Here is a 13,709-nt window from a genome sequence, read left to right on the forward strand (position 1 = left end):
GCGGCGTGACCGCGGGCCACCTGGGGGTCCCCCCACGCTCTCGAGGCAGTGGGGAGACCGGAGGTGGCCCGCGGTCCGCGGCGGGCCGTAAGCTGTGCTCGCTTATCTCATCAGGCGGCTGATCGCCGCCGCAGTGATGCTCGTGGTCATCGTCCTGGTGGTCTTCAGCATCTTCTTCCTCGTCCCCAAGTGGGCAGGCGTGGACATCGCCGCGAGCTTCGTGGGCAAGCAGGCGGACCCGGCCGCCGTCGAGGCGGTGCGGGAGAAGCTGGGTCTGGGCGACCCGATCTACGCCCAGGTCTGGGAGTTCTTCAAGGGCCTCTTCGTGGGCCGCACCTACTCGGGCGGCGGTGATGTCACCCACTGCGCGGCGCCCTGCTTCGGCTACTCCTTCCGCAGCGAGCAGGCCGTCTGGCCGGTGCTGACCGACCGTTTCCCGGTCACCCTGGAGCTGGCGCTCGGTGCCGCCGTCCTCTGGCTGGTCTTCGGTGTCGCGGCGGGCGTGCTCTCCGCCCTCAAGCGAGGCAGCCTGTGGGACCGCGGCGCGATGGTCGTGGCCCTCGCGGGTGTCTCGCTCCCCATCTACTTCACCGGTCTGCTCAGCCTGGCGATCTTCAGCTACGGACTGAACTGGATCAAGGCCGAGTACGTGCCCATCGAGCAGAACTTCACGGGCTGGTTCGGCGGCATGATCCTTCCGTGGATCACCCTGGCGTTCCTCTACGCGGCGATGTACGCCCGGATCACCCGGGCCACCATGCTGGAGATCCTGGGCGAGGACTACATCCGCACGGCGCGCGCCAAGGGCCTGCGTGAGCGGGTCGTCATCGGCAAGCACGCCATGCGCTCCACCATGACGCCCGTCCTCACCATGCTGGGCATGGACCTCGGTGCCCTCATCGGCGGCGCGGTCCTGACCGAGACCACGTTCAGCCTTCCCGGTCTCGGCCAGAAGGTGCTGGACGCCATCAAGAACCAGGACCTGCCCTTCATCCTGGGCGTCACCCTGATCACCTCGCTCGCGGTGATCGTCGCCAACCTCGTGGTGGACTTCCTGTACGCCGTGATCGACCCCCGAGTGAGGCTCGCATGACCGAACTCAGCAAGACCGGATCGGCTGTGGGCGAGCCCACCACCGGCTCGCCCGCCTCCAGCGCGTTCCTCGAAGTACGCGACCTGAAGGTGCACTTCCCGACCGACGACGGCCTCGTCAAGTCCGTCGACGGGCTCAGCTTCCAGCTGGAGAAGGGCAAGACCCTCGGCATCGTGGGCGAGTCGGGCTCCGGCAAGTCGGTCACCTCGCTCGGCATCATGGGCCTGCACACCGCCGGCCAGTACGGCAAGCGAAAGGCGCGGATCTCCGGCGAGATCTGGCTGAACGGCACCGAGTTGCTGTCCGCCGATCCCGACCACGTGCGCAAGCTGCGCGGCCGCGAGATGGCGATGATCTTCCAGGACCCGCTGTCCGCGCTGCACCCGTACTACACGATCGGCCAGCAGATCGTGGAGGCGTACCGCATCCACCACGACGTGGACAAGAAGACCGCCCGCAAGCGCGCGATCGAGATGCTCGACCGCGTGGGCATCCCGCAGCCGGACAAGCGGGTGGACAACTACCCGCACGAGTTCTCCGGCGGTATGCGTCAGCGTGCGATGATCGCGATGTCGCTGGTGAACAACCCCGAGCTGCTCATCGCGGACGAGCCGACGACAGCCCTGGACGTGACCGTCCAGGCCCAGATCCTCGACCTCATTCGCGATCTCCAGAAGGAGTTCGGCTCCGCGGTCATCATCATCACCCACGACCTGGGCGTCGTCGCCGAACTGGCCGACGACATCCTGGTGATGTACGGAGGCCGCTGCGTGGAGCGGGGCCCGGCCGAGAAGGTGTTCTACGAGCCCCGGCACCCCTACACCTGGGGCCTGCTCGGTTCGATGCCCCGCCTCGACCGTGAGCAGCAGGAGCGCCTCATCCCGGTCAAGGGCTCTCCGCCCTCCCTCATCAATGTCCCGTCCGGCTGCGCCTTCAACCCGCGCTGCCCGTACGCCGACGTCCCGAAGGACAACGTCACCCGCACCGTCCGGCCGGAGCTGACCGAGGTCGGCAGCCGTCACTGGGCCGCCTGCCACATGACGCAGGAGCAGCGGGAGCGTATCTGGACCGAAGAGATTGCGCCGAAGCTGTGAGTGAGAACGCAGAGGACAAGGCAGTGAGCATCCCTGCACAGAGCGACGGCGCGGAGGCGAAGAGCTCCGGTGCGGCCACTCTCACCAAGGACGCGGCGCCCGGCGAGACGCTGCTGAAGGTGACCGGGCTCCAGAAGCACTTCCCCATCAAGAAGGGTCTGCTCCAGCGTCAGGTCGGCGCGGTGCGCGCGGTCGACGGCCTCGACTTCGAGGTCAAGGCCGGGGAGACCCTGGGCGTCGTGGGCGAGTCGGGCTGCGGCAAGACGACGATGGGCCGGCTGATCACCCGGCTGCTCGAACCGACCGGCGGAAAGATCGAGTTCGAGGGCAAGGACATCACGCACCTCGGGGTGGCGGGCATGCGCCCGTTGCGCCGCGATGTCCAGATGATCTTCCAGGACCCGTACTCGTCGCTGAACCCGCGCCACACCATCGGCACGATCGTCGGCGCTCCCTTCCGGCTCCAGGGCGTGACGCCCGAGGGCGGCATCAAGAAGGAAGTGCAGCGGCTGCTGTCGGTCGTGGGTCTCAACCCCGAGCACTACAACCGGTATCCGCACGAGTTCTCCGGCGGTCAGCGCCAGCGCATCGGCATCGCCCGCGCGCTCGCGCTCAACCCGAAGCTGGTCGTGGCCGACGAGCCGGTCTCCGCGCTGGACGTGTCGATCCAGGCGCAGGTCGTCAACCTGCTCGACGACCTCCAGGAGGAGCTCGGCCTGACGTACGTGATCATCGCGCACGACCTGTCGGTCGTCCGGCACGTCTCGGACCGGATCGCGGTGATGTACCTCGGCAAGATCGTCGAGCTGGCCGACCGGGAATCGCTGTACAAGGCGCCGATGCACCCGTACACCAAGGCGCTGATGTCGGCGGTGCCGATCCCGGACCCCAGGCGCAAGTCGGCCAAGAGCGAGCGCATCCTGCTCAAGGGCGACGTCCCCTCGCCGATCGCGCCGCCGAGCGGCTGCCGCTTCCACACGCGGTGCTGGAAGGCGACGGAGATCTGCCGGACGACCGAGCCGCAGCTCCTGGAGCTGAAGCCCGGCCAGCGCGTGGCCTGCCACCACCCGGAGAACTTCCAGGACCAGGCGCCGCAGGACACCGTGCTGCTGTCCGACGCCAAGGAGGCGGCGGAGCTGGTGCCGGAGGCGGTGCTGGAGGAGTCGGCGGAGACGTCGGCGGCGGTGGCCGCGGAGGTCCAGGCGGAGTCCGCCGAGCCCGCCGCCGAGGAGCCGACCGAGCCCGAGCCGACCGAGCCCGCCGCCAAGGAGCCCGCGGAGGCCGCTCCCGAGGAGCCCGCGGAGGCCCCTTCCGAGGAGCCCACTGAGGCCGCTTCCGAGGAGTCGGCGGAGGCCGCATCCGAGGAACCGACCGAGGCCGTGTCTTCGGAGAACGCCGAAGAACCCGCCGAGGAGACGGCGAAGGCTCCCTCTCCGAAGACGGAAGCTGCTTCTTCCGAGCAGTCGGACGCCGACGGCCGAAAGCAGTAACGCATGACAACTCAGTAAAGTCATGTACATGCTCGAACGGGAGAGCGCAGAGTCTGCGTGTCCGTCTGATCCACAGATCGACAGCACGCTCGAAGGGACGACTCATGGCACTCTCCCGTTCGGCACGCTTAGGGGCCCTCGCCGCCGCCGCGGCCTCCTTCCTCGTCATCGCGGCCTCCTCCGCCCCCTCGCCCGGGGCGGACGGCATCGGCGACTCCTACTTCCCGCAGCTCGGCAACGGCGGCTTCGACGCCCGCCACTACGCCCTCGATGTGGCCTACGACCCGGCCGGCGGCCGTCTCGACGGTCGTACCACGATCACGGCCCGGGCCACCCGGAACCTCACGTCCGTCGACCTCGACCTTCAGAAGCTGGACGTGACACGGATCGAGGTGAACGGCAGACGGACCGCGTTCACGCGTGAGGGCGACGAGATCCGGATCACCCCGCGCGGCGTCCTTCCCCGGGGCCGCACCTTCACGGTCGCCGTCACCTACGGCGGTGTCCCGGAGCCGCTCGGCGGCCCCATCGTCTTCGGTTCCCGGTACGGGTGGATGAAGACGGGCGACGGCGTTTTCGTCGCCTGCGAGCCCAACGCCGCCTCCACCTGGTTCCCGTCCAGCGACCACCCCTCCGACAAGGCGACCTACGACATCCGCGTCAAGGCGCCGAAGGGCCTGACGGCGGTCTCCAACGGCCGACTGGTGTCGACGTACGACAAGGGCGGCCAGACCGTCACCCACTGGCGGGAGTCCCGGCCGATGGCCACGTACCTGGCGACGGCCACCATCGGCAGGTTCGATGTGCGGACCGGCAGGACGGCGGCGGGAATCCCGATCTACGTCGCCATCGACCCCGCCCTCGCGAACGGCAACAGCGTCGACGTGTACGCCGTCACCGCCGAGGCCACCGACTACTGGTCGCAGGTCTTCGGCCCGTACCCCTTCGAGGAGACGGGCGCCATCGTCGACGAGATGCCCGAGGCGGGCTTCTCGCTGGAGGTCCAGTCCAAGCCCGCCTACTCGGCCGTCCGCTCCGAGTCCACCATCGTGCACGAGCTGGCCCACCAGTGGTTCGGCGACTCGGTCTCGGTGGAACGCTGGAAGGACATCTGGCTCAACGAGGGCTTCGCGACCTACGCCCAGTGGCTGTGGGCGGAGCACAAGGGCACCCGCTCCGCCCACGACTCGTTCCGCGCGGCGTACGACGCCCGCCCGGCCGACAGCGCGTTCTGGCAGATCCGGGTGGCCGACCCGCAGCGTGACACCATGTTCGCCCCCGCGGTCTACCAGCGTGGCGCTATGACCCTCCAGGCGCTGCGCGAGCGCATCGGCGACACCGCGTTCTTCAAGCTTCTGCCCGCCTGGACCGAGCTCCACCGCTACGGCAACGCGAACACCGGGGACTTCGTCCGGCTCGCGGAGAAGGTCTCCGGGCGGCCGCTGGACGACCTGTTCCAGAAGTGGATCTACAACACGGGCAAGCCGGTCTTGTAACCTCGATTCTTCGGCGCCTCCGCCTTGCATTGCAAGGTGCATTCACCCGGATGGGTGAGAATGTAAAGGTGCTCCAGCAACTGTTCAGCCCCTCCGTCCAGCACACGCTGGATCTCGTGGGCATCTTCGTCTTCGCGATCTCCGGCGCGCTGCTGGCCGTCCGCAAGAACTTCGACGTCTTCGGCATCGCCGTGCTCGCCGAGGTCACGGCGCTGGGCGGAGGACTGTTCCGCGACGTGATCATCGGTGCCGTGCCGCCGGCCGCGTTCACGGACCTGGGGTACTTCCTGACCCCGCTGCTCGCCGCCCTCCTGGTCTTCTTCCTGCACCCGGAGGTGGAGCGGATCCAGGGGGCCGTCAACGTCTTCGACGCGGCCGGTCTCGGCCTCTTCTGCGTCGCCGGGACGACCAAGGCCTACGACTACGGGCTCGGCCTCACCGCGAGCGCGGCCCTCGGTCTCGCCACGGCAGTGGGCGGCAGCGTGCTGCGTGACGTCCTCGCCAACGAGGTGCCCTCGCTGCTGCGCTGGGACCGCGACCTCTACGCGGTCCCGGCGATCGTCGGCGCCACCATGGTCGTGCTGTGCATCCGCTACGACGCGCTGACCCCGCTGACCTCCGCGCTCGCGGTGGTCACCGCTTTCGTGCTACGCCTTCTGGCGATGCGGTTCCACTGGCGAGCGCCGCGCGCCTGGAACCGCCGGTCGACGGTTGCCGAGGAGTAGTCCCGGCGGCGTCCTTCCGGTTCATCTGCTGGCTGAGCCAGGTGAACACATACGGGATCTGCGGCCGCCACAGGGCCATGCTGTGCCCGCCCGCGCTGCGCGGGATCAGCACCGCGCGCACCACGGTCGGAGGCTTGGCGATCTGCTCCAGCGCGGCGGCCGCCTGATAGCCGTCGCCGAGCTGGCCGGACAGATAGAGGGACACGCGCGGCGGGGTGGGCCGGCTCTTCAGCAGGAAGAAGGGGTTGTTCTGGCGGCGCAGCGAGACGCTCCGCGCGGCCAGTGACTTGCGCTCGCCGATCGGGTCGTTGTAGCCGGACATGCTGATCGCGGCCCGGTAGCGGTCGGGGTGCGCGGTCACGAGCTTCGCCGCGCAGTGCCCGCCCGCCGAGTAGCCGGCCGCCGCCCAGCCCTTCGGCGCGGACTGGGCGCGGAAGTTGTCCGTCACCATTTTCGGCACGTCGATGCTGAGCCACGTGTCCGCGTTCACGACGCCGGGGACGTTCGCGCAGCCCGTGTCGACCTTGGCGATGATGTTCGTCCGCGGCGCCACCAGGATGAAGGGCGCCACCTGTCCGCTGCGCATCAGCGGCAGCAGCTGTTCATGCGCCTTGAGCGAGCCGAACCACGCCTTCGCCGAGCCCGGATAGCCCGAGAGCAGCTCCACGACGGGGAACTTCCTGTTCCGGTAGGCGGGGTCGTCGTACTGCGGAGGCAGCCAGACGTAGACCTCGGCGTCGATGCCCGACACCTCGCCCTTGAGCTGGGTGACGCGCACGCCGCCGGCCGCGTGCATGCCCGGCCCGTCGGCCGGGGTGAACGTCTGGCGGATCTTGGGCAGAGTCTTTATCTCGATTCCGCCGGTGCCGTCCTGGCCGAGGTCGGCGGCCTGGCGCACATGGTTGCCCGTGCCGAGCAGATCGGACCAGTTGTCGTACAGGTTGTTGGCGTTGTTCACCAGGACGAAGACCAGGGTCACGGCGGTGACCTGCGTGAACAGCAGCATCATCACCCGGGCTGCATGGCGCAGGAGCACCGGGCCGCGGAGCCGGGACCACAGGACCAGAGGCAGGATGAGGGCGACCGCGGCGAGGACGATCGACGTGAGGAGGAACGGCGTCCCGGTCAGGCTCATCGGTGTGGCGGCTCTTCCTGTGAACGGGCGGAACAAGCTGTACGTCTTCTGAGAGGGAAACCGGGGGCCGTCGGTCACGGACGAGTGCGGATACTTACCGAGAAATTGCCAAAACCTCACCTTGGAATGACTGGATCTGGACGGGTGTTCCCCGCGATGTCATAGATTCGAAACGGATAAAGCTACTGCTTAGTAATTTCGTGTTGTACCGTTCACGCATGCCAGAAGCAGCTACCGCACAGGCCGTGACGGGCACGATCGGCGACAGCGAGTTCGACCGCGACACCGCGGTCACTCTCCGGGAGCCCGGCGTCTACGGCATCGATCTCTCCGCCGGCTGGACGATCATCACCGCCGTCAACGGCGGCTATCTGCTGGCCGTCCTGGGCCGCGCCCTCGCGGACGCCCTGCCGCACCCGGACCCGTTCAGCATCTCCGCCCACTACCTCACGGCCTCCCAGCCGGGACCCGCGGTGATCCGCACGGACGTGGTCCGCACCGGTCGAACCCTCTCCACCGGCCAGGCGTCCCTCTTCCAGTACGACGACGAGGGCCGCGAGGTCGAACGCATCCGCGTCCTCGCCTCGTACGGCGACCTGGACTCCCTGCCCGACGACGTGCGCACGACGGCGCAGCCGCCCGCCCTCCCGCCCATGGACCGGTGCTTCGGCCCCGAGGACGGCCCGGCGCCGCTGCCCGGCAGCTCGGCGATCACCGACCGGCTGATGCTCAAGCTGGACCCGGCCACTTTGGGCTGGGCCCTCGGAGCGCCCTCAGGCAAGGGCGAGATGCGGGCCTGGTTCGGGCTCGCCGACGGACGCGACGCCGACCCGCTGTCACTGCTCCTCGCGGTGGACGCGCTGCCGCCCACCGCCTTCGAGCTCGGTATCTCCGGCTGGGTGCCCACCGTCGAGCTGACCGTGCATGTGCGGTGCCGTCCGGCGCCCGGGCCGCTGCGGGTGTCGATCACCACGCGCAATCTCGCCGGCGGCTTCCTGGAGGAGGACGCCGAGGTCTGGGACAGCCGGGACCGCCTGGTCGCGCAGTCCCGTCAGCTGGCCCGGGTCCGGCTGGGCTGAGCCGACAGATGCGCGCCGACCAGGTGGCCGACCGCAGTCAGCAGGTCGGTTGTCGGCATCGTTCGTCGAGTACGAGATCGGCCCGATGCCGGGAGGGGGCGACGTGCGATCGGCGGCGCTCCGAAGTGATCACGCAGGCGTCGCCGGCGGCGGAGCAGGAGACACCGGTACCCACCGCGGACTGACCGGGCGAACGGGATGCGGCGTCCCCGGCGGGCGTCGCGTCGAGCCCCGTCGCCGCACTGCGGACAGCCGAGGAGGATCTCGTCCCGTAACGGGGGCCGGCGCAAGTCCGGGACGGGCGCTTCGTGTACGTTCAAAGTACAACGGTTCGATTTCTCTACGCGCCAGGGGCTGACACCGGGGTCCTGGTGCGCGATAACGTGCGCGCTCGGCCTGATCATCGTACTGTCCGAGGACTGCTATGCCTGATCCTTCCATGCCGCCGGACGACCGGCCGGCGTCGCCCGTGAGGCCCCGTGTGACGGCCGAGTCGCCGGCCGGGTCCTTGAGACGGCGTCTGGTGCTGTCGTCCGTCCTGCCGCCGAGCGTGGTCGCCGTGACGGGTGCGGTGGCCACCGCGCTGGTCGGCGATGGCCACCTGGACCAGGCGTACCAGGGCGCTGTGTTCGGCGGCGTTGCGCTCATCGGGACCATGGCGGCCGCGATCGCGGGCATGCGGGCTTCGGCGGAAGCACGAGCAGTCACCGAGCACTGGGAGGAGCTGTCCCGCGCAGCCGACCGAAACCGTGCCGAGCTGACCGAGTTGACCCGTGCCACAGCCGAGGGCAGAGCCGAACTGGAGTCGCTGTGCCGTCGGCTGCGGGCCGGGGAGCGCCCTGTGCGGGGCCGGCCGGAACTCCCGCCGCAGACCGGCCCGGACGAACTCTCCCGCCTCGGATTCGAGATCGCCGTGGCCCGGCACGAGGCGGAGGCAGCCCTGTTGGAGACCGCCGCCTCCGCGATCGGCACGGAACACCACTCCCGGCTGGAGCAGTTCGAGGTGTTCGCCAACCTGGCGCGCCGTCTGGAGTCCCTGGTGCACCGCGAGATCGGCCTGCTGGACGACCTGGAGAACGAGGTCGAGGACCCCGACCTGCTCAAGGGGCTGTTCCGGGTGGACCACCTGTCCACCCGGATCCGCCGCTACGCCGAGAACCTGGCCGTGCTCGGCGGCGCGAACACCCACCGCCAGTGGACCCGCCCCGTCAGCCTGACCGACGTACTGCGTTCCGCCGTCGCCGAGATCGACCAGTACGCCCGGGTCAAGCTGGTCCCGCCCGTCGAGGGATCGGTCAGCGGCCACGCCGTGGTCGACGTCGTCCATCTGCTGGCCGAGCTGCTGGAGAACGCGACGGTCTTCTCAGCGCCCCAGACCACCGTGCACGTACGGGTGGAGCCCGTCGCCGCCGGGGTGGCGATCGAGGTCGAGGACCGGGGCCTGGGCATGTCCCCGGCCGAGCGCGGTCAGATGAACACCGTCTTGAGCGCACCCGACAAGGTTGCGCTGGGCGAACTGCTGCAAGACGGCCGGATCGGCCTGTACGTGGTCTCCGTCCTGGCTCAGCGACACGACATCGCCGTGCAGTTGCAGAGCAACGTCTACGGCGGCACACAGGCCGTCATGGTGCTGCCCGAGGCACTGCTCGGTCCGCAGCCGGCAGCGTCGGCGCCGGCGCCCCACACCGTCCCGGCCCCCGAGGCGGAGCCGCACGACCGGACGGAGACCGAGGCGGTGGACCTCCCGGCGAGGGAGACGACCGTCGTCGCGGATCCGAGCGTGTCAGATTCCGCACCCGGGCCCGCCCCGGCCCCCTCCGACGGCGAGGACGGCCGCCCGCGGCTGCCTCAGCGCCGCCGTCAGGACCACGCCGCCGGAGTGCCGCAACCGGTCGGCGGCGCCGGTGCTGCCGAGGACATCGAACACGACCCCGGCCTCATGGCCGCATTCCAGACCGGACTACGCAGGGCCGAGGAAGCGGAGACGCGCTGATGGCCGCAGCCGCCCTGAAGGCCCAGGGTCCGTACAGCGAACGTTTCCTTCTGCCGAATAGGAGTACACCATCGTGGCGAGCGAAGACCTTTCCTGGCTGTTGACGGGTCTGGTGAACCGGGTGCCGCACACCCGAAGCGCGTTGCTGCTGTCCTCGGACGGGCTGGTGAAGGCAGCGGAAGGGCTCGACAAGGACGCCGCGGACCAGTTGGCCGCGCTCGCCAGTGGGCTGTACTCGTTGGCGCGCAGCGCGGGCCGGCACTTCGACGACGGCGGTGACGTGCGACAGATCGTGACGGAGCTCAGCACCTCGCTGCTGTTCGTCTCGTCCGCCGGGCAGGGCGCGGTGCTGGCGGTGCTGGCCGGACGCGATGCGGACGCGGCGGTACTGGGCTACGAGATGGGCATGATGGTGAAGAGCGTGCGTCCGCACCTGGCCACACCGCCCCGGCACCCGGTGGGGTGACCGATGACGCCGGTCCTCCCAGACGGACCGCAGCTCGACGAAGCGGCCGGGCGGCTGGTCCGTCCCTACACGGTGAGCGACGGCCGGACCCGGGCCACGTCCCACTTCACACTGGTGACCACGGTGCGGGCCACCGGCGCCCAGACGCAGGGCGTTTTCGGCCTGGAGCACGCGCAGGTGCTGGCGCTGTGCGAACAGCCCGTGAGCGTCGCCGAGGTCGCGGCCCGGATGCAGGTGCCCGCCGCCGTGGTCAAGGTACTGCTGTCCGATCTGGCCGAGGGAGGAGCGGTGGTCGCTGGTGATACCCGCCCGGCGCCCACGGGCCACTCCGCACGACCTGATCGAGACCTCCTGGAAGCGATACGCGATGGCCTCCTCAAACGACTGTGACCCGCTGCCCGCCGACGTCCTGCCGGTGGGCGTCAAGGTGCTGATCGCCGGCGGGTTCGGCGTGGGAAAGACCACCTTCGTCAACGCGCTCAGCGAGATCGAGCCGCTGAGCACCGAGGAGATGCTGACCGCCGTCAGCGCGGCCACGGACCGACTGGACGGAGTGGAGAACAAGGCCACCACCACGGTGGCCTTGGACTTCGGCCGGATCACGCTCAGTCCGTCCCACGTCCTGTACCTGTTCGGCACGCCCGGGCAGGAGCGCTTCTGGTTCATGTGGGACGAACTCTCCGAGGGAGCGCTCGGGGCGGTGGTACTCGCCGACACCCGCAGGCTGGAGCACTCCTTCGCGGCGGTGGACTTCTTCGAGCGGCGCGGCATCCCCTTCGTCGTCGCCGTGAACGAGTTCGACGGGGCTCACCGCTACCGCGGGGAGGAGGTGCGGACCGCGCTCGACCTCAGGCAGGAGGTGCCGGTGGTGCTGTGCGACGCCCGCGTCCAGAAGTCGGGCATAGGCGTGCTGCTCGATCTGGTTCAGCATCTGATCACGACAAGGAGTTCCCATGGCAGCGACACAGACCAACCCACCGTCCGGGCCTGAGTCCGGGATCGCCCTGCGCCATCTGCTCCTCCCCCCGGAGGACCCACAGGTGCGCGCCCGTTCCGAGCGGCTGCGCGAGCTGGGCATCGATGCCCGTCCGGACGCCGAACTCGACGCCTTCGCACGGGAGCTGGCACAACGCACCGGCGGCTGCTACGCCGGGGTCAACTTCTTCCTCGACGCAGACCGCCAGTACTTCGCGGGGTTGTACAGCGCCGCGCAGGACACCACGGCTCATGTGGGGCCGCCGTTGCTGGAGGAACCGGTGCCCGGCCGCGTCATGCCCCGCGACATCGACATGGGCATCTGCCCGCACGTGGTCAAGCGCCGCCGGGCGCTGGTGCTGGAGGACATCCGGGACTTCCCCCGGTTCGCCGGCAACCCGGTGGTCGACGCGATCGGCGTCCACTCCTACCTGGGCGCACCGCTGATAGACAGCACCGGCGTGGTGCTGGGCACCATCTGCGTGGTCGACCAGGACCCACAGCCGTGGGGGCGCGAAGGGCTGGAAACCATCAAGGCCATGGCTGCCGAACTGGTCGAGCGACTGGAGGAGTCGGCGAACCACCGCGGCTGACCGGCACTGCCGGACGCGCACGCGGCGCCGAAGCCGGTGACCTGGAAGTTGACACGGGTGAGACTGCGGCGGAGAAAGTGACATCTGCTTCCTTCGAAGGCCAGTTCCCAGTAGTGCCGGCCCGGCCTGCCGACCGTCCTCCTCCGGCGCCCCCCCGGGGCGGCTCTCCGGTGCCCCGCGGGCGGTCTACGCCTTCCAGTGATGGCGGCCGATGCTGATCAGACGCAGCCGCTGGATCGCCATTCTGGCCACCTGGTCCCGCTCGTCGGCGGGCCCCTCCTGCGCCTCGAGGAACTGGCAGGCCGTCGCCAGCATCTGGTCGACGTACAGCCCGGCGAGCATCAGGAGCTCCTCCTTGCTGCATCCCTCGGACTCGGGGTGCCCCGCCAGCGCGGCCGCCACCTCCTCGGCGAACCGCGCCAGTTGACGCCGGATCTCCGCGCGCACCGGCTGGACGCCGCCGTGCCGCTCTCGCGCGATGAACCGCACGTGCGCGGGGTACGCGTCGACGTGACGGGCGATCAGGTCGACGGCGCGCACGATGCGTTCGTCGCTGTCGCCGTCCGCGGTGACCGTGGACGCGATCATCGGGTGGAGGCTGCCGAGGGCCTCCTCGACCAGCGCCACGCCGAGGTCCGCGGTCGACCGGAAGTGCCGGTAGAAGGCGGTGGGGGCGACGCCCACCGCGCGGGTGACCTCGCGCAGACCGAGGCTGCTCAGGCTCTGCTCCTCCAGCAGCCCGAGCGCCGCGTCCAGGAGCGCCTGGCGGGTCTTCTGCTTCTGGGCCTGCCGGATGCCGAGGGTGTGACTCATGCCATGCAGTTAACAACTGTTCGCTGGAATTGAAAAGCCATGGAACGCGTTAGACTGGGAAGTCAGTGAACGAGTGTAACCACAACCGTTCGCCGAATCGTCACGAGAGACATCTCGGAGGGGGATCTCATCCCATGCTGTTCCTCGTCGCCGCACTACTGCTGCTGGGGACCGTCCTCGGCACCGTGGCCCACGCCCCGCTGCCCGTCACCCTCGTGGCCGCGGCCGGCATCGCCGTATGGCTCGTGATCTTCGCTGTCCGCGAGCGGCACGGGCGACGGCGGCACACCTCGGCCCACTGATCTCCGTACGCCATCCGACCGTCGGGAGATGACCGCATCATGAACCTCATCGCGACACGCAACGAGCGCACCACGGCCCCGGCCGACGAGAGCGCCACGGCCCCGGTCGACGAGCGCACCGCGGCTCCGGCCGAGGAGAGCGTCACGGCCCCGGCCCGCCGCACCGGCACGCGCGATGCCGAGGGCATGGCCGTGGCGTCCTTCATCCTGGGCCTCCTCGGCCTGCTGGTCCTCAATGTCTTCCTGGGCCCCATCGCCATCGCCCTGGCCGTCGTGGCGCTGTGGCGCGGCACCACGCGCCGTGGCCGCGCCTACCTCGGCCTCGGCCTCGGGATCGCGGACCTGGTGGTCCTGGTGACCGTGATGCAGATGGACCACACGGTCTCCTGGAGCTTCTAGGGGCGGCGCGGCTCGGCTGTGCCGCGGTCCTCGATCGGGCCGCGATCCGCAGGGAA

General features: G+C 69.6%; 15 protein-coding genes. 13 read left to right on the forward strand and 2 right to left on the reverse strand.

Annotation, left to right across the window (positions count from 1 at the left end; translation table 11 throughout):
* The first annotated feature begins 94 nt into the window (after window positions 1–94).
* The 5 genes from ABZ823_RS14610 to ABZ823_RS14630 all read left to right on the forward strand — a co-directional run bounded on the left by ABZ823_RS14610 (window position 95) and on the right by ABZ823_RS14630 (window position 5,898).
* Window positions 95–1,093 (forward strand): ABC transporter permease, encoded by a 999-nt coding sequence (locus ABZ823_RS14610; RefSeq protein WP_361658849.1) that lies wholly within the window; start codon window positions 95–97, stop codon window positions 1,091–1,093.
* Window positions 1,090–2,187 carry an ABC transporter ATP-binding protein gene (locus tag ABZ823_RS14615; protein ID WP_361658851.1) on the forward strand — a complete coding sequence of 366 codons (1,098 nt, stop codon included), beginning with the start codon at window positions 1,090–1,092 and terminating at the stop codon, window positions 2,185–2,187. The genes ABZ823_RS14610 and ABZ823_RS14615 overlap by 4 nt, the downstream gene beginning before the upstream one ends.
* Window positions 2,188–2,210: 23 nt before the next feature.
* Entirely contained in the window at window positions 2,211–3,677 is a 1,467-nt protein-coding gene (locus ABZ823_RS14620) for a dipeptide ABC transporter ATP-binding protein (RefSeq protein ID WP_361658855.1), read from the forward strand.
* A 104-nt stretch (window positions 3,678–3,781) separates the two neighbouring features.
* Window positions 3,782–5,173, forward strand: coding sequence for a M1 family metallopeptidase (locus ABZ823_RS14625; protein ID WP_361658857.1), 1,392 nt, complete (start codon window positions 3,782–3,784; stop codon window positions 5,171–5,173).
* A 68-nt stretch (window positions 5,174–5,241) separates the two neighbouring features.
* Window positions 5,242–5,898 carry a trimeric intracellular cation channel family protein gene (locus tag ABZ823_RS14630; RefSeq protein ID WP_361659325.1) on the forward strand — a complete coding sequence of 219 codons (657 nt, stop codon included), beginning with the start codon at window positions 5,242–5,244 and terminating at the stop codon, window positions 5,896–5,898.
* Here ABZ823_RS14630 and ABZ823_RS14635 read toward each other — a convergent pair.
* Window positions 5,807–7,033: an alpha/beta hydrolase-fold protein gene (locus tag ABZ823_RS14635; protein ID WP_361658860.1), complete on the reverse strand. Its 1,227-nt coding sequence runs from the start codon at window positions 7,031–7,033 to the stop codon at window positions 5,807–5,809. The two genes, ABZ823_RS14630 and ABZ823_RS14635, sit on opposite strands and share 92 nt — an antisense overlap.
* Window positions 7,034–7,251: 218 nt before the next feature.
* On the opposite strand from ABZ823_RS14635, the gene ABZ823_RS14640 reads away from it, so the two are divergent.
* The 6 genes from ABZ823_RS14640 to ABZ823_RS14665 all read left to right on the forward strand — a co-directional run bounded on the left by ABZ823_RS14640 (window position 7,252) and on the right by ABZ823_RS14665 (window position 12,139).
* Entirely contained in the window at window positions 7,252–8,112 is an 861-nt protein-coding gene (locus tag ABZ823_RS14640) for a thioesterase family protein (protein ID WP_361658863.1), read from the forward strand.
* 481 nt (window positions 8,113–8,593) lie between these two features.
* Window positions 8,594–10,105, forward strand: coding sequence for an ATP-binding protein (locus ABZ823_RS14645; protein WP_361658865.1), 1,512 nt, complete (start codon window positions 8,594–8,596; stop codon window positions 10,103–10,105).
* 73 nt (window positions 10,106–10,178) lie between these two features.
* Window positions 10,179–10,571, forward strand: a complete 393-nt coding sequence (locus ABZ823_RS14650; RefSeq protein WP_361658868.1) for a roadblock/LC7 domain-containing protein — start codon at window positions 10,179–10,181, stop codon at window positions 10,569–10,571.
* 3 nt (window positions 10,572–10,574) lie between these two features.
* Complete coding sequence (locus tag ABZ823_RS14655; RefSeq protein WP_350838696.1) at window positions 10,575–10,961, forward strand: DUF742 domain-containing protein; 387 nt, start codon at window positions 10,575–10,577, stop codon at window positions 10,959–10,961.
* Entirely contained in the window at window positions 10,939–11,562 is a 624-nt protein-coding gene (locus ABZ823_RS14660) for an ATP/GTP-binding protein (protein WP_361658872.1), read from the forward strand. Before ABZ823_RS14655 ends, ABZ823_RS14660 begins: the two co-directional genes overlap by 23 nt.
* Entirely contained in the window at window positions 11,525–12,139 is a 615-nt protein-coding gene (locus ABZ823_RS14665) for a GAF domain-containing protein (RefSeq protein ID WP_235458098.1), read from the forward strand. Before ABZ823_RS14660 ends, ABZ823_RS14665 begins: the two co-directional genes overlap by 38 nt.
* 186 nt (window positions 12,140–12,325) lie before the next feature.
* On the opposite strand, the gene ABZ823_RS14670 is transcribed toward ABZ823_RS14665, so the two are convergent.
* Window positions 12,326–12,952, reverse strand: coding sequence for a TetR family transcriptional regulator (locus tag ABZ823_RS14670; RefSeq protein ID WP_361658875.1), 627 nt, complete (start codon window positions 12,950–12,952; stop codon window positions 12,326–12,328).
* Between the two features lie 134 nt (window positions 12,953–13,086).
* Here ABZ823_RS14670 and ABZ823_RS14675 point away from each other — a divergent pair, with 134 nt between their 5' ends.
* Both ABZ823_RS14675 and ABZ823_RS14680 read left to right on the forward strand, forming a co-directional pair.
* Window positions 13,087–13,254 carry a hypothetical protein gene (locus tag ABZ823_RS14675; protein WP_234514878.1) on the forward strand — a complete coding sequence of 56 codons (168 nt, stop codon included), beginning with the start codon at window positions 13,087–13,089 and terminating at the stop codon, window positions 13,252–13,254.
* A gap of 186 nt (window positions 13,255–13,440) precedes the next feature.
* Complete coding sequence (locus ABZ823_RS14680; RefSeq protein WP_361659327.1) at window positions 13,441–13,653, forward strand: DUF4190 domain-containing protein; 213 nt, start codon at window positions 13,441–13,443, stop codon at window positions 13,651–13,653.
* Window positions 13,654–13,709: the final 56 nt, after the last annotated feature.

Source organism: Streptomyces sp. NPDC047079, assembly GCF_040643755.1.
Lineage (GTDB): Bacteria > Actinomycetota > Actinomycetes > Streptomycetales > Streptomycetaceae > Streptomyces.